This window comes from Levilactobacillus angrenensis, from assembly GCF_003946085.1.
In the GTDB taxonomy this organism is placed as follows: Bacteria; Bacillota; Bacilli; order Lactobacillales; family Lactobacillaceae; genus Levilactobacillus; species Levilactobacillus angrenensis.
This window is the reverse complement of the sequence record NZ_RHOB01000003.1, coordinates 115,482-134,567: the sequence shown is the minus strand read 5'-3', so window position 1 is coordinate 134,567 and position 19,086 is coordinate 115,482. Positions and strand designations below refer to the sequence as shown.

Annotated in this window: 22 protein-coding genes; all 22 read left to right on the top strand. The window is 49.8% G+C overall.

Annotated features, from left to right (window positions below):
- The first annotated feature begins 20 nt into the window (after positions 1-20).
- Positions 21-542 carry a diol dehydratase small subunit gene (locus tag EKM83_RS02540; protein WP_125575073.1) on the top strand — a complete coding sequence of 174 codons (522 nt, stop codon included), beginning with the start codon at positions 21-23 and terminating at the stop codon, positions 540-542.
- A 20-nt stretch (positions 543-562) separates the two neighbouring features.
- Entirely contained in the window at positions 563-2,395 is a 1,833-nt protein-coding gene (locus EKM83_RS02535; RefSeq protein ID WP_125575072.1) for a diol dehydratase reactivase subunit alpha, read from the top strand.
- The gene (locus EKM83_RS02530) at positions 2,395-2,769 is read left to right on the top strand and encodes a glycerol dehydratase reactivase beta/small subunit family protein (protein WP_125575071.1); all 375 of its coding nucleotides are present in this window, start codon (positions 2,395-2,397) and stop codon (positions 2,767-2,769) included. Before EKM83_RS02535 ends, EKM83_RS02530 begins: the two co-directional genes overlap by 1 nt.
- Positions 2,770-3,303, top strand: a complete 534-nt coding sequence (locus tag EKM83_RS02525; RefSeq protein ID WP_125575070.1) for a BMC domain-containing protein — start codon at positions 2,770-2,772, stop codon at positions 3,301-3,303.
- Between the two features lie 47 nt (positions 3,304-3,350).
- A complete protein-coding gene (locus tag EKM83_RS02520; RefSeq protein WP_318531771.1) occupies positions 3,351-3,629 on the top strand; it encodes a BMC domain-containing protein in 279 nt (92 codons plus the stop codon).
- Positions 3,630-3,659: 30 nt separating this feature from the next.
- Positions 3,660-4,313, top strand: coding sequence for a phosphate propanoyltransferase (locus EKM83_RS02515; protein WP_125575130.1), 654 nt, complete (start codon positions 3,660-3,662; stop codon positions 4,311-4,313).
- Positions 4,314-4,335: 22 nt separating this feature from the next.
- Entirely contained in the window at positions 4,336-4,839 is a 504-nt protein-coding gene (pduM, locus tag EKM83_RS02510; protein WP_125575068.1) for a PduM family microcompartment protein, read from the top strand.
- Complete coding sequence (locus EKM83_RS02505; protein ID WP_125575067.1) at positions 4,827-5,090, top strand: EutN/CcmL family microcompartment protein; 264 nt, start codon at positions 4,827-4,829, stop codon at positions 5,088-5,090. The genes pduM and EKM83_RS02505 overlap by 13 nt, the downstream gene beginning before the upstream one ends.
- 18 nt (positions 5,091-5,108) lie before the next feature.
- On the top strand, positions 5,109-5,690 hold the full coding sequence (locus tag EKM83_RS02500; RefSeq protein WP_125575066.1) for a cob(I)yrinic acid a,c-diamide adenosyltransferase: 582 nt from the start codon (positions 5,109-5,111) through the stop codon (positions 5,688-5,690).
- The gene (locus EKM83_RS02495) at positions 5,690-6,160 is read left to right on the top strand and encodes a GlcG/HbpS family heme-binding protein (RefSeq protein WP_125575065.1); all 471 of its coding nucleotides are present in this window, start codon (positions 5,690-5,692) and stop codon (positions 6,158-6,160) included. Before EKM83_RS02500 ends, EKM83_RS02495 begins: the two co-directional genes overlap by 1 nt.
- Before the next feature lie 7 nt (positions 6,161-6,167).
- On the top strand, positions 6,168-7,616 hold the full coding sequence (locus EKM83_RS02490) for an aldehyde dehydrogenase family protein (RefSeq protein ID WP_125575064.1): 1,449 nt from the start codon (positions 6,168-6,170) through the stop codon (positions 7,614-7,616).
- Between the two features lie 3 nt (positions 7,617-7,619).
- A complete protein-coding gene (locus tag EKM83_RS02485; RefSeq protein ID WP_125575063.1) occupies positions 7,620-8,741 on the top strand; it encodes a 1-propanol dehydrogenase PduQ in 1,122 nt (373 codons plus the stop codon).
- Positions 8,742-8,771: 30 nt separating this feature from the next.
- Complete coding sequence (locus EKM83_RS02480; protein ID WP_125575062.1) at positions 8,772-9,953, top strand: acetate/propionate family kinase; 1,182 nt, start codon at positions 8,772-8,774, stop codon at positions 9,951-9,953.
- A gap of 15 nt (positions 9,954-9,968) precedes the next feature.
- The gene (locus tag EKM83_RS02475) at positions 9,969-10,313 is read left to right on the top strand and encodes a BMC domain-containing protein (protein ID WP_125575061.1); all 345 of its coding nucleotides are present in this window, start codon (positions 9,969-9,971) and stop codon (positions 10,311-10,313) included.
- A 13-nt stretch (positions 10,314-10,326) separates the two neighbouring features.
- The gene (locus tag EKM83_RS02470; protein ID WP_125575060.1) at positions 10,327-11,124 is read left to right on the top strand and encodes a tyrosine-protein phosphatase; all 798 of its coding nucleotides are present in this window, start codon (positions 10,327-10,329) and stop codon (positions 11,122-11,124) included.
- Positions 11,125-11,211: 87 nt separating this feature from the next.
- Complete coding sequence (locus EKM83_RS02465; protein WP_164505567.1) at positions 11,212-12,042, top strand: NAD(P)H-dependent oxidoreductase; 831 nt, start codon at positions 11,212-11,214, stop codon at positions 12,040-12,042.
- 32 nt (positions 12,043-12,074) lie between these two features.
- The gene (gene eutJ, locus EKM83_RS02460; protein ID WP_125575058.1) at positions 12,075-12,926 is read left to right on the top strand and encodes an ethanolamine utilization protein EutJ; all 852 of its coding nucleotides are present in this window, start codon (positions 12,075-12,077) and stop codon (positions 12,924-12,926) included.
- Positions 12,927-12,948: 22 nt separating this feature from the next.
- Positions 12,949-13,398, top strand: a complete 450-nt coding sequence (locus EKM83_RS02455) for a EutP/PduV family microcompartment system protein (RefSeq protein ID WP_125575057.1) — start codon at positions 12,949-12,951, stop codon at positions 13,396-13,398.
- Between the two features lie 124 nt (positions 13,399-13,522).
- Positions 13,523-14,728 carry an MFS transporter gene (locus EKM83_RS02450; RefSeq protein ID WP_125575056.1) on the top strand — a complete coding sequence of 402 codons (1,206 nt, stop codon included), beginning with the start codon at positions 13,523-13,525 and terminating at the stop codon, positions 14,726-14,728.
- A 77-nt stretch (positions 14,729-14,805) separates the two neighbouring features.
- Positions 14,806-15,981, top strand: coding sequence for an MFS transporter (locus EKM83_RS02445; protein WP_125575055.1), 1,176 nt, complete (start codon positions 14,806-14,808; stop codon positions 15,979-15,981).
- Between the two features lie 65 nt (positions 15,982-16,046).
- Positions 16,047-16,889: an aldo/keto reductase gene (locus tag EKM83_RS02440; protein WP_125575054.1), complete on the top strand. Its 843-nt coding sequence runs from the start codon at positions 16,047-16,049 to the stop codon at positions 16,887-16,889.
- Positions 16,890-17,183: 294 nt separating this feature from the next.
- Positions 17,184-19,043 (top strand): LPXTG cell wall anchor domain-containing protein, encoded by a 1,860-nt coding sequence (locus EKM83_RS02435; protein WP_125575053.1) that lies wholly within the window; start codon positions 17,184-17,186, stop codon positions 19,041-19,043.
- Positions 19,044-19,086 lie beyond the last annotated feature (43 nt).

Below are 19,086 nucleotides of genomic sequence, written 5' to 3'. Positions count from 1 at the left end.
AGTGATTGGAGGCATTATTGATGAGTAGTGAAGTAGACGATTTAGTTGCCAAAATTATGTCGGAATTAAACGGCAACGGTGGGACGGCGACACAAGCGCCATCTACAGACTCAGGCAAGGATGATCCAGACCTGACGGCGCAAGACTTCCCACTATTCAAGAAGCACCCAGACTTGGTTAAGTCACCATCTGGCAAACCGTTGAAGGAAATTTCTTTCCAAGACATCGTTGATGGCAAGGTGGATTCCAAGGAATTGCGGATTGCGCCTTCAACATTGAGAATGCAAGGGAAGATTGCTTCTGAAGCTGGACGTTCACAAATCCAAAACAACTTCCAACGGGCCGCTGAATTAACGGTCGTTCCTGATGATCGGTTACTGGAAATGTACGGGGCTTTGCGGCCATACCGTTCTTCCAAGCAGGATCTGTTGGATATCGCGGATGAACTGGAGAACAAGTACCACGCACCAATCTGTTCCAACTGGTTCAAGGAAGCTGCAACCAACTACGAGAAGCACAAGAAGCTGAAGGGCGACAATTAAAATAAGTTAGGGGTTTTAGCATGACACGTGTGATTGGTGTAGACATTGGTAATTCCTCGACTGAAGTCGCTTTAGCAGATGTATCAACGGATGGAAATGTTAAGTTCTTGGGTTCGGGGATTGCCGCAACGACCGGAATCAAAGGAACCAAGAAAAACTTGATTGGTGTTAAGGATGCCATCAACCGCGTAATTGAAAGTACGCAAACTGACTTGCAGGATGTTGATTTGATTCGAATCAACGAAGCTACCCCGGTAATTGGCGATGTGGCCATGGAAACCATTACGGAAACGGTTATTACCGAATCAACGATGATTGGGCATAACCCGGGAACTCCGGGTGGCGTGGGGACTGGCTCCGGCTATACAGTAGACTTACTTCATCTCCGTGAACAAACTGATAAGCAAAAGTCCTACATTGTCATTGTTGCTAAAGAACTGGATTTCGCGGATGTGGCGCAACTCATTAATGCTTATACAGCTAGTGGTTATCACATTACGGCGGCCATTCTTCAAAGTGATGATGGTGTGTTAGTTGATAACCGACTGAACACTAGGATTCCAATCGTTGATGAGGTTGCCCGGATCGACAAAGTACCGCGCAACATGCTAGCAGCTGTTGAAGTGGCCCCACAAGGTCAGGTTATTTCACAATTGTCTAACCCATACGGGATTGCTACACTGTTTAATTTGAGTTCCGACGAGACGAAGAACATTGTGCCAGTCTCTCGAGCACTCATTGGTAATCGTTCTGCTGTTGTCATTAAGACACCTAAGGGAGATGTTAAGGCCCGTGTGATTCCAGCTGGGTCAATTATAATCGAAGGCAATAAGGGTCATCAGCAAGTTAACGTGGCTGCTGGTGCGCAAAGCATCATGGATAAGATCAACGTCTTCGATCAGATCAACGATATTACTGGAGAATCAGGCACCAACGTTGGTGGGATGCTCGAAAAGGTCCGCCAAACGATGGCTGATCTCACTGGGAAGTCCAATCGCGACATTGCGATTCAAGATTTGCTGGCCGTCAATACCTCCGTGCCCGTTAAGGTACGAGGGGGCTTGGCTGGTGAATTCTCGATGGAACAAGCCGTTGGTATCGCCGCCATGGTTAAGTCCGATCATTTGCAAATGCAGGTAATCGCGGACTTGATTGAAAAGGAGCTGGGCATTCCAGTTGAAATTGGTGGTGCTGAAGCTGAATCAGCAATCTTAGGTGCTTTAACGACGCCTGGTACCACTAAGCCAATTGCCATTTTGGACTTGGGTGCTGGTTCTACAGATGCCTCCATTGTCAATAAGCAGAATAAAAAAGTTGCAATTCATCTAGCAGGTGCTGGTGATATGGTGACGATGATCATTAACTCTGAATTAGGGTTAGATGACATTTACTTAGCAGAGGATATCAAACGGTATCCTCTTGCTAAGGTTGAGAACCTATTTCAGTTACGGCACGAGGATGGCTCTGTCCAGTTCTTCGAAAAGCCGTTACCCGCTAACTTGTTTGCACGTGTAGTAGTCCTCAAACCAGATGGGTATGAACCAGTCCCTGGTAACTTGAGCATTGAAAAGATTAAGTTGATTCGGCAGACCGCTAAGAAGCGGGTCTTCGTGACGAACGCCTTACGGGCATTGCACCACGTGAGTCCAACGGGGAACATCCGTGATATTCCATTCGTGGTTATCGTGGGTGGTTCAGCACTGGACTTTGAAATTCCAGGCTTGGTCACGGACGAGTTGTCGCACTACAACTTGGTTGCTGGTCGCGGGAACATCCGGGGGATCGAAGGCCCACGGAATGCCGTTGCGACTGGATTGATTCTTTCCTATGCTGACGAAAGTAGGCGACAGTAATGGCTATAGATAAGGATCGTCCTTCTATTCTCATTGCGTTGCTGCCAGAGGATGGATCAACATTGCCGGCACGTTTACAACCAATGTTGTTAGGCATTGAAGAAGAACAGATTCCATATCAGTTGGTATCCAGTTCAGATTCGACGGCTAAATCAGCGGTTGAGCGGGCTTACGATGCGGCAATTGCGTCAAGATTGTCTGTTGGGGTCGCGTATGACCAACAACAGATTGTGGTTCACTACAAGAATTTAGCACCAGAGGCGCCCCTCTTTACGGAACCGATTACCACAGCGCGGGAAACGAGAATCGTCGGTGCCAACGCTGCGCGATTAGTCAAAGGTGTGCCATTCAAGTTACAAGGGCAGGTGAGCTAAGTGGAATCAATTGGATACGTTGAGGTGATTGGTCTTTCTAACGCGGTTATTGTGGCTGACCATATGCTAAAGGCGGCCTCGGTATCAATCAAGCACATTGAAAATGCTTATGGTGGTTACATTACCGTGTCTGTTACGGGGGATGTGGCTGCCGTAGAAGCTGCGATCGAAGCCGGAGTCGCGGATAGTCGGGTCAACGTGGTCAGCACGAATGTCTTGGCTAATCCAGCTGAAGGCGTTCCTGAACTGGGCGAGACGGATGTCTTTACCCAGCCGGCAACACCAAAGCCGCAGCCTAAGCCAAAGCAACCAGTCAAGTCAGCTAAGTCAACGACGACTCAGGCTGCTAAGACTAGTCAGCCAGCAGCCAAGGCAACGCAGGTTCCGGCAGTCAAGGCTAAGACGACGCCGGCAACCACCAAGCCTAAGCCAACGGCCAAGAAACCAACCAGTCGTCGCAAGACTAGTCGCCGGCCAGCCAACAAGCGGTCAACGACGAAGCCGACGCAACCGAAGGATAAACCAGAAAGTTAGCCTCTCTAAGAGTTAGAGACTATGAGTCAGAAAATTAGGAGGAATTTATCATGAATAACGCACTTGGAATGATTGAAACCAAAGGCTTAGTTGCCTCTATTGAAGCGGCCGATGCCATGGTCAAAGCGGCAAATGTTTCCATGATTGGGCAAGAAAAGATTGGGAGCGGGCTGGTTACGGTAATGGTTCGCGGTGATGTTGGTGCCGTTAAAGCTGCTGTCGATGCTGGCGTTCAAGCCGGTGAAAATGTTGGGGAAGTTGTGACCTCTTACGTCATTCCTCGTCCACATTCCGAAGTTGAGGAAATTTTACCAAGCGGCAAGTAATGTTAGAAGATTGGATGATTACTTATGGAATTGACTGAAGAAAATTTACGGTCTTTGATTCGGCAGATTGTGACGGAATGCGCTGACACTAACGCAGATCCGAATGCTATTCCGATTGGCATTTCAAATCATCATATCCATTTGTCTCAAGCAGACTTTGACCAACTCTTTCCTGGCCAGCAGATGGAAAAGTTCAAGCAATTGAAACAGCCTGGTGAGTTCGCTTCAAAGCAAACTTGCGATATTATCGGGCCTAAGGGCACCATCAAACACGTGCGGGTCTTAGGGCCTTGCCGGTCACACTCACAAGTTGAAATCGCAAATTCTGAGACGTTTACGTTAGGGGTTCCAGCACCGATTAGATTGTCGGGACACTTGGATGGGACACCATCAGTGAAGTTGCGGACTAAAGACGGTGAGGTCACGGTCCAAGGTGTGATCGTGGCTAAGCGGCACATTCACATGAGCTTAGAGGACGCCAAGCGTTTTGGGGTCAAACTGGGTGACACGATGATGGTTGAAATCAACTCGGACGGTCGTCATACGATTTACGATGATGTCATTGCCCGGCCGCGGAAGGACTTTACCCTTGAAATGCATCTGGATACGGATGAAGCCAGTGCGGCTAATGTCAAACCAACGACAGTGGCCCACATCATTCCGAGAGTCCAGTCGACATTTTAATCATGAAAGTTGGTGACGACGAATGGACCGTGTGATTGCAGAAGTTCTCAAGCGAATCGCGGAACGAAAAACCAAAATGAAAGCGATTCCCTACTCCGAACGGGGCCCATTACCAAGTGAACGAACATTGATTGATTTTGGGCAGATTACTTTGCAGGGCATGACGATTGCGTTGTTGTTGGATTTGTATCAGGTCAAAAAACAAGAGCCGTGGGTGGCTTGGTTACTGAAGGGCATTAGTTACGATGTGCATTTTACCTTTCAAATCAATGCCAACATGGTGAACTTCATTCCGCTAAAAATGTTGCGTGACTGGCCAGTAACGTTTGAGATCGGGTCGACGCAGTTAGTGAAAGCATTTTACCAGCGTAGCATTGGTCGCGCAGAGATTGCGGCCTTACCTGACCACACGCTGTTAGTGGTCTCACCAACGCAACGCTTAACGGTAGAGGCATTGACCGTAATGGCACAAAAGCACATCACTAAACAGGTTAGGACTGATGAAGATTGTATATGGCAAAAGTAATTGGTAGCGTCGTTGCAACGCAAAAAGATCCTTCATTAGTCGGCCGCAAGTTGATGATCGTTCAGCCGATTAATGCCGACGAGCAGCCGACGCGTTCGCAAGAAGTGGCGGCTGATATGGTTGGCGCTGGGATCGGTGAACGGGTATTACTCGTCCGTGGTGCCGGTGCACGGCACGCCACGGTCAATGATGTGCAAAAGGATGTCAACGATTGTTCAATTGTCGGCATTATTGATAGTATCGATGTCTGATTGAAGGAGATGATGGCAATGCCAATTTATACTAAAGGTGGCGACAAGGGATCCACGAGTCTGTATGACGGTCAACGGGTCTCCAAGAATTCGCTCCGAGTGGATGTGTATGGGACGTTTGATGAACTGAACGCTAATGTCAGTTTGGCTGACAAGTTCTGTCAGATACCGCGGAACGTTGAGCTCCTTCAGTGGGTTGAGTACCATATGTTCTTCCTTCAAGGAGAAATTGCAACGCGCCATGCAACCACCTTTCAGCAGAATAGCCGCATGATCACAGTAGAAGATGTTCAGTTCTTAGAGCACGCTATTGATGAATACACCGCTAGCTTGCCTAAGGTGGACAGCTTCATTTTACCGGGGTCCAGTACCGCTGGGGCACAACTTCACGTTTGCCGGACAGTCTGCCGGCGGGCGGAACGTTTGCTGGTGGCTTTTATGCAAGATAACTTTGTGCGACCAGAGATTGAGCAGTACGTCAATCGGCTGTCAGATTTCTTCTACATCATTGCGCGTTCAGAAGATCATGAACAGCAGTTGCAGAAGATTGAAGATCAAGTTATTAAGCGTTACCGACAAGCGGTGAAGGAGAGATCATGATGGATGCGCAACAACTCAGTCAAATTGTTAAAAAGACTTTGGCCAAGCAAACGACCGCGCAATTGTTTGATCTGAAAAAGATGGAACGGGTCGTTGATGCTGCCGTGGCGAAGGCCAATTCATTGGATGTCGGCGTCACGATTTGCTTGATGGACATCACGACGACTGTGCAACTACAGTATCACATGCCCAATGGTATTTTAGCAGGCGCATTACTGGCACCCAAGAAGGCCTGGTCCGCAATTGCCATGCAAGAACCGACGAAGGATATCAGTCAAGATATTCAGCCGGGCGGACCGTTGTATCAAATGGAAACCATGCTTGACGGTAAGCTGGTTTCCTTTCCGGGAGGCATTCCGCTCCGTGTTGATGGTAAATTGATCGGGGCGATTGGCGTTAGCGGTGGCCGGGTTGAACAAGACCAGGCGATTTGCGAAGCAGCCGTCCAGGAATTTTTAAAGGAAGTGTGACGGAGATATGCAGACGAGTGATTTAGAGCAAACAATTCGGAAAATTTTGAAAGAAGAGTTGGCTAAGCAATCGACGACGGATGCCGAACCAGCTACCGAGTCAGCACAACCTGAAGGACTTGGTAACGGAATCTTTAAGACGGTGGACGATGCGGTTGCTGCTGCCAAGCAAGCACAAGAAATTTATGCCGATAAGCCATTGGTTTTCCGGCGTAAAGTCATTCAAGCAATTAAAGATGGTTTCGGTCCTCACTTGAAAGAAATTGCGCAGGCCATTAAAGATGAGACTGGCATGGGAACTGTTTCCGCCAAGGAGTCCAAGCTGAAGAACGCCCTGTTCAATACACCCGGCGTTGAGCTGTTGGATCCCGAAGTCAAGACCGGTGACGGTGGGATGACGATGTATGAATACACGCCATTCGGTGTCATTGGGGTCGTGGGACCAAGCACGAACCCTGGTGAAACGGTCATCAACAATTCCATCATGATGCTTTCTGGTGGGAATACCCTGTTCTTCGGAGCCCATCCAGGCGCTAAGAACATTACGCGTTGGATGATCGAACACCTCAACAAGTATGTTGAAAAGGCAACTGGGATGAAGAACATGGTCGTTTCTCTGGAAGTGCCATCAATTGAATCTGTTCAGGAAATGATGCACCATCCAGATATCGCCATGCTCGCGGTTACTGGCGGTCCAGCAGTGGTTCACCAAGCCTTGATCAGTGGGAAGAAAGCTATTGGTGCTGGCGCTGGGAACCCACCAGCAATGGTTGATCAAACGGCCAACATTGATTTGGCAGCGCATGATCTGGTGACCTCCTGTGCCTTTGACAACAACATTCTGTGCACGGCTGAAAAAGAAGTCGTTGTCGAATCAAGTGTCAAAGACGAACTGATTCAAAAGATGCAAGCCGACGGGGCCTTCTTAGTCACGGACCAAGACCAAATTGCCACGTTAGCTAAGATGACCATTCAAGATAATGGGACGCCGAGCCGGAAGTACATCGGGAAGGATGCCACGTTTATCTTGGACGCCGCTAAGATTTCTTACACCGGCGATCCGAAAGTGATCATCTTTGAAGCGGCTAAGGACCATCCATTGGTTACGACAGAAATGTTGATGCCAATCTTGCCAATCGTTAGTTGCCCTGACTTTAAGGCTGTCTTACAAACGGCGGTTGAGGTTGAAGGTGGCCATCACCACACGGCTTCCATTCACTCCGAAAACATGCCACACATTAACCAAGCGGCTCATCGAATGAACACCTCGATCTTCGTTGCCAACGGACCAACCTTTGCCGCAACGGGGGTTGGCGATGATGGTTACTTTACTGGCGCCGCAGCATTTACGATTGCGACACCAACCGGTGAAGGGACGACAACGACCAAGACCTTTACCCGTCGCCGCCGCTTCACTAGTCCAGAAGGATTTTCGTTGAGAAACTGGGAGGCTTAGATTATGGAAGAATTTCAAATTCCAACTAAGGTATTCTCCGGGGTCGACAGTCTTGACTGGTTGAAACGATTACGCAATAAGCATATTCTGATGGTGTGCGACTCATTTCTACCGGGTACTCCCACGTTAAAGGGCATTCGGCAACGCATTGATCAGTCTAATCAGGTGAGTGTCTTCTCAGACGTGAAGCCTGATCCGCCATTGGATAGCATTATGGCGGGGGTATCACAGTTCAATGAGGTTAAGCCAGACGTCATGATCGGTATCGGTGGCGGCTCAGCGATTGATACTGGGAAAGCCATTCGCTTCTTCGGTGAAAAGATCAATCACAGTCATTTGGAAAACTTCGTGGCCATTCCAACCACTAGTGGAACTGGTTCTGAAGTCACTAACATTGCCGTGGTCTCAGATACCAAGAACAAGACCAAGGTGCCATTGAGTGAACAATATCTGACGCCAGACGTTGCCTTGCTGGATCCACAGCTGGTCATGACGGCACCAAAGAGTGTGACTGCTTACTCTGGGCTGGATGTATTGACTCATTCGCTGGAAGCGCTGGTCTCTAAGGGGGCTAACACGATCACTGATGCCTTAGCCGAAAAGGGCATTGACGTGATTACCCATGATTTGGTAGACTGCTATAAACATGGGGATGACGTTGAGAAACGCAAGACGATCCACGAGATTTCTTGTGGTGCCGGGATGGCATTTACCAACGCCGGCTTAGGATTCTGCCACGCGATGGCCCATCAATTGGGGGCCAACTTCCACGTGCCTCATGGCTTAGCTTGTGCAATGCTTTTGCCACACGTTGTGGCTTACAATGCCAAACACTCTGACCTGGCATTGCATAAGTATGCTGCAGCAATTCGCAAAGCCGGGTTGGCTTCCCACGGCTTGAGTGATCGGTTGACGATTCAACGGTTGCTCTCACGGATCCGTCAGATGATGATTCAAATGGATTGTCCGCAAACGTTACGGGCCTTTGGTGTCGATGTCAAAGACGCTGAAGCTAAGACGCAAGTTGTCATTGAGGACGCTAAGTTGGACGCGACGTTCCCTGGCAATCCAGTCATCCCATCTGATGATGATCTGAAGGCCATTTACCGGAAAGTGATTCGGTAAATATTCTGGAGATAGAAGGAAAGATGACGTATGCCAAAAATCTTATCTGTTAATGCGGGGAGCTCCTCGTTGAAATTCAAATTGTACGCCATGCCGGCAGAAGACGTTGTGATCAGTGGCTTGGTTGACCGAATCGGCCATTCCGATTGTATTTTTACTTATGAATATCAGGGCACAAAACATAAATCGGTTCAAGCTGTCCAGAATCATACGGAAGCGGTCCAACTGGTCACGGACGCACTGCTAGACAGTGGTGCGATTCGAGACAAGTCAGAAATCGTTGGGATTGGCCATCGGGTTGCCCATGGTGGCCGCGACTATACACAATCAACCGAGATCACACCGGTGGTCCAACAGAAGATTGATGAACTCTCGGACATGTCACCTTTACACAATCCGGTTAACCTGTTGGGAATCGAAGCGTTCGAAAAGCTTCTGCCAGACGCGCGTGAAGTGGCGGTCTTCGATACCTCATTTCATAGCACGATTCCGTCAAAGGCATATATGTATGCGCTGCCATTTGAATACTACGAAAAATATGGTATTCGGCGGTACGGATTTCACGGGCAGTCTCACCAGTACATTTACAGTGAGGTCAATCGGCGCTACGATCGTGACTTTTCTCGGAAGATTATTTCCTGTCACTTGGGCAATGGTGCCAGTGTTTGTGCCATCAAGGACGGCAAGTCGGTGAACACGTCGATGGGCTTTACGCCCCTGGCCGGTCTGGTCATGGGGACACGTTCAGGAGATGTTGACCCTAACATTTTGCCGTTCCTGGCAGAAAAGGAAGATCTTAGTGCGGCGGATGTTCGTCAGATCTTAAATCATAAATCTGGTCTGCTGGGCCTCTCGGGCGTTTCCAATGACGTTCGAGATGTGCTTAAAGCAGAAGCGGATGGCAATAAGCGTGCCGAGTTAGCCTTGCAAGTGTACGTACACCAGATTCAAACCTATATTGCGGCGTACACGGCTGACCTGGGTGGCTTGCAGACGCTGGTCTTCACGGCGGGTGTCGGCGAACATTCAGCACCGATTCGTGAACGGGTCTGCGCGGCTTTGGGGTACTTGGGCGTGAAGATCGATGCAGACGCGAACCAGGATAATGATCTCGATATTTCTGCGGCTGATAGTCGTGTGAAGGTCTTGGTCATCCCAACGAACGAAGAATTAGTTATTGCCCGGGAAACAGAGAAAGTCTTAGACAGTTAGGAGAAGGTGGACGGATTGGCTCGAGATATTGCGCGTTCAATTCAAGAGTATGTTCCTGGTAAACAGGTCACGCTAGCCCACATCATTGCTAACCCGACACCGGATATTTTTGAAAAACTGGGTATCCAGACGGACAAAAATGCTTTAGGTATTTTAACGATTACGCCTAGCGAAACGTCGATCATTGCCGGCGATATCGCCACAAAAGCCAGTAGCGTCGAATTGGGATTTATCGACCGCTTTAGTGGCTCGGTCGTGATCGTTGGCGAGGTTTCCGAAGTGGACGCCGCCTTACGCAAAGTGGTCACCACCTTGCGAGATCTGCTAGGCTTTGATGTGACTGACATTACGCGGACTTAATGGAGTGGTGTAAATGCTGACACAACGAGTAATACCCTTAGCAAGTGCTCTCAATGTCCGTGAGTTGGGGGGCTATTCGGTGGGTCATCTGCGGGTGCGTGATCATCGACTCCTACGGTCAGGTAGTCTGGCTCACCTAACGCCGGCAGATCAACAACGGCTAGTCGATTATGGCGTGTCTACAGTCATTGACACGCGGTCGCGAGCAGAATGGCAGCCAGCGCCTGATCAATTGCCGAGCACGATTCGCGTCTGTCATTTGCCACTCTTTGACGATGACGAGACAGAGAGTACTCAAACCATTCAGCAGCTAAATGCCTACTATTCAGCCGATGCCAACAACGGGCGGCGGCGAATGTTACGTGTTTACCGGCGACTGGTCTTACAGCAACAACCTCGTCGCGCTTATCGACGGTTCTTTGAACTGTTGGCAACTGTTGGCGCGGACAACACGGTCCTGTTCCACTGTACGTCTGGTAAGGATCGAACTGGGCTGTGCGCCTTGTTGTTGCTAGGTGCGTTGGGTGTCTCGACGCAGCAGTTGAAGCAGGACTACTTGTTGACCAACCAGTTCTGTCTGCCGCGAATCGTGCAACGTGTCCGCGAGTCCCAACGCCAAGGGATGAACGCTAACTTTCAGTCATCGATTATTGATTTATCAACGGTATCGCTGGATTATTTTGATCAAGCGATGACATTGATCAACGGTGAATTCGGTGGCATCAAACCATACCTAGTTGACTTCGTTGGGTTGTCGCCCTCGGTGATCCAACGATTGCAACGAATCTACTTAACATCAGATTTGGCATGAAAAATTCCCGATGACTAGGTATTTTTGCGCCTAGGTCGTTGGGATTTTTTATCAGACAAGAGGAACGTTGAAGAAGGTGTGAGAAATTTGAAACGAATTGGATTATTAGCTGGTAGTCTACGAGCAGAATCTTATGCGCGTAAGGTCGCTCGCAATCTGGGATTGTTGGTACCCAATACGGTACTGGCCGAGCCTATTTCGATTGCCCATCTGCCGTTGCTTCATGACCATTTGAGTCGTCGCGAACAGGACGCTTGTCAGGCATTCAAGGATCAGATTCAACGGATGGATGCCTTTTGCATCGTCACGCCAGAGATTAACCGCGGGATCCCCGGATGCTTGAAAAACGCCTTGGACATTGCCTCGGTATCGTATCAGGGGAGCTTGTGGGAACACAAACCAGTGTTGATTGCGTCAGTATCTACGGGTAAGTTGGGTGGCCTGAGTGCCAGTCAACAACTCAAACAGTTGGCGCTAGTCTTGGGCATGCAACCAGTTCAGCCCACTGAAATCTATATTAGTGATGTCCGTCGGCTGTTTGCGGATCATGAGATATTGACGGACGATTCGGTCTTACCGTTCTTGAAAATGGCAATCGACAATTTGATTGCAGCGATGCCAGGAGAAACGGTAGCAACGTCTCGACTGACCTTTCAAATTGGAACAGATAAAATTCGGCTGTTACAACAGGATAAGCAGGTCGGTCAAGCGACGTTCCAATGGAGCACAGGCTTATTGGTCATCTCAGGTGTCACCATTGAACCGGGATTTGAGCGCCAGGGCTTGGCCAGTCAATTGATGTTGAAATTGGTGATGATTGCCCGGTTATTTGGCTTAAGTATTGTTGCGGGATGCCCTTATTCACAAGCATTCTTTAAGCAACATCCGGCCTTGGGCAAGGCGCTGTGTCTACAGTAACTTAGTGAAATCTTGATAGTGAGGTGACAGATGTGCTAACGAAAAAACCGAACTTATTAGAAACGGCCAATCAACAGTTGAGCCAATTTGCAGAAATCGTCAACGGTGATCACGCGACCCGGGATGTAACGGCGGAAGATACGTTACGCGTGGGAATTGACTTGGGGACTTCTTCCATTGTGATGGTGGTGTTGGACCAAGACAACGAGGTCATCTATGGGAACTTTGAATACGATCACGCTGTCCGCGACGGCTTGGTCGTGAACTTCATGGATTCCGTGCGCATCTTGATGCGGCTCAAGCAACAAGCAGAAGACATTCTCGGCCAACCACTGACCACGGCCTGTGGGGCAATTCCACCTGGAACTGGGGATGGCAGTGCTAAAATCGTGTCTAACGTCATTGAATCCGCCGGCTTTGAGTGCCGAGCAGTCGTCGACGAACCAACCGCTGCGGCCAAATTCTTACACCTGAAGGATGGTACCGTCGTTGATATCGGTGGTGGGACCACTGGCATCAGTATTTTTAAGCGTAAACGACTGGTCTATGTGACGGATGAGGCCACCGGTGGGTCGCATATGACCTTGGTATTGGCGGGACACAATCACTGGTCTATGGATGAGGCTGAAAAGGTCAAACGAGATGTGTCCCGTGAAACTGAGGTATTTGCCACGATTCGACCAGTCGTTGAAAAAATGGCGGCGATTACCAGCTCGGCTACTGACGGTCGACCGCAACAACCAGTCATTGTTGTGGGTGGGGCTATTAACTTTAAAGACTTCATCAAGACATTTAGTAAGGCATTGGGAACCACGGCTGTGAAGCCCAAGTTCCCGCAGTTCGTCACGCCGATTGGTATCGCCATGTATGATCAGGATAACTGAAGGTGAAGGGACGCTGAGTGCAATGAGAAAGGCAATGTTTGTAGGCGCCATTGGGTGTGGTAAAACCACGCTGGTTCAACGACTACATCATGAAACAATTAGTTATGACAAGACACAAGCGGTTGAATTCCGGGGTAGTATCATTGATACCCCAGGTGAATTCGTGGAACATCGCTATCTATATCCCTCACTGATGACGCTGTCGGTAGGGGCCAAGGTCATTGTCGCCATTCAAAGTGCACTTGATCAGCGCGCCGTCTTCCCGCCAGCTTTTACGACGATGTTTCCAGTTAAAACGATTGGTGTGGTCTCCAAGATCGACGCTGCCAGTCCTGAACAAATTACATATGCCGAAGAGCGGCTGAAAAATGCCGGCGTTCAACAAATCTTTCAGTTGTCTTCGGTGGCTGGGACTGGTATTACGGAATTTGAAGAGGCGCTGAATCAATTAACGGTTGGCGTCGAGGCGTAAATTGAATGACAATTAACGGACATTTTGCTGAGAAATTTGGGCAAAATGTTTTTTTCTGACCATTTTGACTGAAAAATAAGGTACGCTAGAAGGAATCAAGTAAAAATGAGACGGAGGTTCATCCATGACAAAATACCGGTGGCAAGCCAGTGCCTTAGTTCTAGTGGCGTTTATGTTGGGTTGTAATGAATTTATGGTCGTCGGCGTGATTTCTGACATCGCGCGGTCCTTGCGGGTGACGGTAGCGACGGCGGGATATTTGGTGACGATTTTTGCCATCGTTTATGCAATTAGTACGCCGCTGATTACGGTGCTCGCGAACCGATTTAGCCGGTACAAAACGCTGATGGTGTTATTACTCATCTTTTTGATTGGCAATACTTGGAGTGGATTTGCCACGAGCTATGGCTGGTTTTTGGTCTCACGGATGTTGACGGCCGCGGTTGCTGGGGCAATCGAGTCGCTGATTATTTTATTTGCCAATGACATTGCGCCGCGACACAAACGGGCGATGTTGATCTCGTGGCTGGCTGCCGGCTTCAGTATCGCTTCAGTCGTGGGGGTGCCGATCGGAACCGCGATTAGCACGGCGACCAGCTGGCACGTTGCTTTTCATTTGATTTCCATACTTAGTCTAGTGACCTGCCTCGTGATGGCGTTCCTCTTGCCACGGCATTTACCGCAGACGCCGGGTGGTATCAAAGAGCAATTAGTTTTACTGACAGACAAACGGATCTATTTGGGAGCCATGCTGATTCTTTTCTCGGCGGCCGCGCTATACGCTTATTACACGTACATTCGTCCGTTGTTGACCACTGGGCTGGGATTCAGTACCACCGCATTAAATTGGTTATTGTTCGTCCTGGGGATCATGAGCATCTTGGGTAACCGACTGTCCGGAACGGTGGCGGAACGGAGTGGGTTGAAAACCATGCCCCGCTTCTACGTGATCGACATTGGGTTGTTACTGCTCTTGCCGTTAGCGATGACCAATCAAGTCACTGGCTTTGGGTTGTTTTTGATTTTGACGCTGATCATTTCCGTGGTCAATTCACCAATTCAGATTCACTTCTTAGATGTGGCTGAAGCCGATTACCCGCAGGCCACCTTACTGGCGTCGTCGTTAAATGCCATCTTCTTTAATATTGGTATTTCCGTGGGGTCGGCCACCGCGTCGATCGTTCTAACGCATGGCGGCCTCAATCGACTGGGATTGGGTGGCGCCGCGTTTGCCGGGTTATCTCTGATTGTCGCCATCATCTTGAATCGCGTGATTGCTCGGCATCAGTCGATTGACAGTCCACAGACGACGGCGTCACGAAATCAATGAGTCGTTTGGCTAAATATTTAGCCGCCAATAGTGTAATCTGGTAATTAGAAATCTATGAAAAACAGAGGAAAACGTTTATGAACAAGTATCGTTGGCAAGCCATTGTGTTTGTCTTAGTCGCGTTTATGTTGGGGTGCAATGAGTTTATCGTGGTCGGGGTCCTATCCGACATCGCCCAGGAGTTTCGGGTCCCCGTGGCGACGGTCGGTTATTTGGTGACGATTTTTGCCACCGTCTATGCCGTGAGCACGCCGTTTATTACGATTTTGACCAACCGTTTCAGTCGTTATAAAACGCTGATGACCTTGATGGGTATTTTCTTGGTCGGCAACACGCTCAGTGGGTTGGCCATGAGTTTTCCGATTTTATTGGTGTCGCGAATCATCACGGCCGTGGTGGCCGGCGCCATCATCTCTTTGATCATGACCTTTGCCAGCACCATTGCGCCGCGCGAGAAACGGGCAGGTTTGGTCTCGTGGATCTTCGCTGGATTTAGCATTGCCTCCGTCTTTGGGGTACCCATTGGCACGGCGATTAGTACCAGTTACAGCTGGCATGATGCCTTCTATCTGATTTCGATCATTAGTGCCATCACGTGTGTCTTGCTGGGCTGGTTATTGCCGCGTCAGGTGGAACAGGTTCAAGGGAGTGTGAAGAACCAACTGGTCTTGCTAAAGGATCGCCGCGTAATCGTGGGCATCGCGTTAGTGCTGTTTACGGCCGCCACCATGTATGCATACTACACCTACATTCGACCATTATTGACAACGGCCTTGGGCTTCAGTACGACTAGTTTAAACTGGCTACTGTTCTTGATCGGTATCATGAGTATCCTCAGCAATCGCTTCTCGGGGATGCTGGCCGAACGCAACGGCTTACGGGTCATGCCACGGTTTTACATTGCCGACGTGATTTTATTGGCACTATTGCCATGGGGGTTATCCAGCAAGTTTCTGGGGCTTGGCATGCTGTTAGTACTGAGCCTGATCGTCACCATTTTAAATTCCCCGATTCAGATTCATTTTCTGAATATTGCGGAACAAGATTACCCGCAATCCACCGTCTTAGCCTCGTCTTTAAACTCCATCTTCTTTAATTTTGGGATTTCCTTGGGGTCCGCCACGGCTTCGGGGATGCTAGGCACCGTGGGCCTCAACCATATCAGCTGGGGTGCCGCTGGATACGCCGCGATTTCCTTGGTCCTGGCAGTGGTGTTGAACCGAGTGATCAAACGCCATCGGCAGACGGCATAGTTCACATCTGGAAATAGTTGCGGTAAGCTAAACCTATTGGTAATTACTCTACAGGAGGCTTTCTAATGACGACAATTCCCAATGTAACGTTAAACGACGGCTATCAAATGCCCGCGATTGGTCTGGGCACCTTCCAAATTCGGGGTGGCCAAGGTGTCAACCAAATTTTAGCGGCCATTCACGATGGCTACCGCAGTTTAGACACGGCAACCAACTACGACAACGAAGGTGCGGTCGGAGAAGCGATTCGACGGTCCGGGATTCCCCGGGCGAACTTCTTTGTGACGTCCAAATTGCCAGGCAAGTATCATCAGTATGCGGATGCCACGATGGCGATCCAGGAATCCCTGTACCGGCTGGGGCTGGACTATTTTGACCTCTACTTGATTCATTGGCCACTGCCCAAGCGCGACCATTACGTTGAAGCTTGGCAGGCAATGATTGATGCGCAACAGCGCGGGCTGATTCGCTCCATCGGCGTTTCTAACTTTGAACCGGAACATTTGGATCGGCTCATCACCGAAACCGGTGTGACGCCGGCGGTCAATCAAATTGAGATTCATCCCTACTGGGTACAAGAAAAAATGCTGGCCGCTGATCAGCAACGAGGTATCGTGACCGAAGCTTGGAGCCCCTTGGGCCGTGGCAGTGCCGCCTTGCAGGAACCAGTGATTCAACAACTGGCACAAAAATACGGGAAAAACGTGGGCCAAATCATTTTACGGTGGCACACGCAACGGGGCATCGTGCCCATTCCCAAGTCCCGCAACCTGACTCATCAACGGACCAATTTGGACCTCTTTGACTTCGAATTGACGCCAGGTGAAGTGCGGGCCATCAACGGACTCAATCGGCCGGATGGGCGCCTCGAAGGCCAGGATCCCAACACCTACGAAGAATTTGACTAAATCGTCCCGTTAGTAAATGACCAACTGGATAATTTGCACGCACGCGTAATCATGATGATTGCGCGTTTTTTGTTGGCTAAATGGCGTTATACCGGCATTAGTGGACAACTTAGCGCTGCCGCCGTCAATCAAATAACGATTAAATCTGTCAGTTGGGTGGGGCGTTGACAAAAACAGTTGTTAGCAAATTGAATCACTAACCCCTTCAGTCCTAACCCGGCTATAGTGACTACAGGGTGTGGGATTGTCAGGAACATTTAGTTAGAATTTTGATGGATTGGAGGAGGATTACAGATGCGAAGGAAGATTTATCGGACCCTGGTCGGTCTGGTCGTGACTGTGGCCGTCTTCCTGGTTGGGGGATTACTGTTGAACAACGTCACGGCTCACGCGGCGGAGGTCTTGACCTCTGGTCTTCAGTCAGGCGACGCCACCATTACAGATATTGAAGGTAATCCAGTGACGAATGGCAGCCAACTGGATAAGTGGACGAGTTATTCAGTCCAATACAATTGGGCGATTCCCGATGGGCAGGCCATTGCGACCGGTGATACGGCCACCGTTCATTTACCAACTGGCGCTGTCGCGGAACATGATACCACGGTATCGATTCTAGACGATACGGGTCACGAGGTTGGCATCTTTACGATCAAGGCCGGTGAAACGACTGGCAGTATCATGTTTAACGATGTGTTTGCTTCGGTCGGCACTAACCGTCGCGGGACGTTACAATTCTATGTTAAAGGCACGACGGTCACGAATGCTGATGGCAACGACTGGGGATTGAACAAGATTGGCTGGATCAGCGAGAAAAATCCAGATGGTTCGCCAGCCAAGTTGACTTGGAACATTGCGTTTAATCCGACTGGTAAAAACGTGGGCCACGCGGTTGTGACGGACACGCTGGGGGCCAATCAAGAATTTATTCCCGGCTCCGTGGTAGCGGAAACTGGGGAGTATGTCACGAAGAGTACGTTTGTGTCTAGCGGGACGACGACGCCGACCGTGAGCCAAGATGGCAATCGGTTAACGTTTACCTTTGATAACGTCACCACCGCCATCAACATGACCTATCAAACGCGGCCAACAACGCTGGATAATGGCGGCAGTTGGACCAATCAAGCCGCTTGGGACGGTAAGACTGTTGGGTCGCAAATTGCTTGGGGCGGCAGCGGCAGCGGATCTGGTGAAGTCGGCACTGGCGAAGTCGTCTTGAACAAGCAAGCAACTGGCACAGAAGAAATGTTGACTGGCGCGGTTTATCGGTTGCAAAAGGCTGATGGGACCGTGGTTGCCAGTGATCTGGTCACCAATGCAGATGGCCAAATTGTCTACAAGAACTTACCGGTTGGTGATTACGCCTTCGTTGAAACGACACCGCCAGCAGGCTTTGCCCTCAATGATACGCCGTTACCATTTACGATAACGGCTGGTCAGACGACACCAGTCGAAGTCTTTGCAACTGACCAACGGGAAAATAGTGAAGGTCCCGGTGAAGGCGGTAATCCGGAGAATCCTGGGCAACCAGGTCCTGGTCCGACGACGCCAGTTGAACCAGAAAATCCGGAGAATCCTGGGCAACCAGGCCCTGGTCCAACCACGCCAGTTGAACCAGAAAATCCAGAAAATCCTGGACAGCCAGGCCCTGGTACGCCCACGCCAGGTGAGCCGCAAAACCCTGAGGCGCCTCAAGAACCACAAAAGCCTGAGGTACCACAAGAACCGCAGAAGCCTGAAGTGCCACAAAAGCCTGAAGTGCCACAGAAGCCACAGAAGCCACAGAAGCCAACGGTGACGCAACCGCAAAAGCCACAAAAGCCACAAAAGCCACAAAAGCCAACGGTTACGCAGCCAACGACGCCACAGAAGCCGAGTCATTCAGGCGCGGCCACCACGCCGGCGGGCAGTACGACTGGCTCGTCTGTAACTCCAAGTGGCCCGGTAACTGGCAACGTTACTGGTAGTCAATCGGCGACTACTGGTGCGGCTGGTCAACAGAATGGTCATGCCACGGCGAACGGGACTAGTCCAGCATACAGTGGGAACACGTTGCCACAAACCGGCGAACAGCAGCACCCCGCTATTCTCTGGATTGGTTTAGGATTACTCGCGTTTAGTAGTTTAGGCGTGATTGTTTATCGGCGTCATGAATAGTTAGGAAAGGCGTCATCTGGTATCGCCAGGTGGCGTCTTTTTT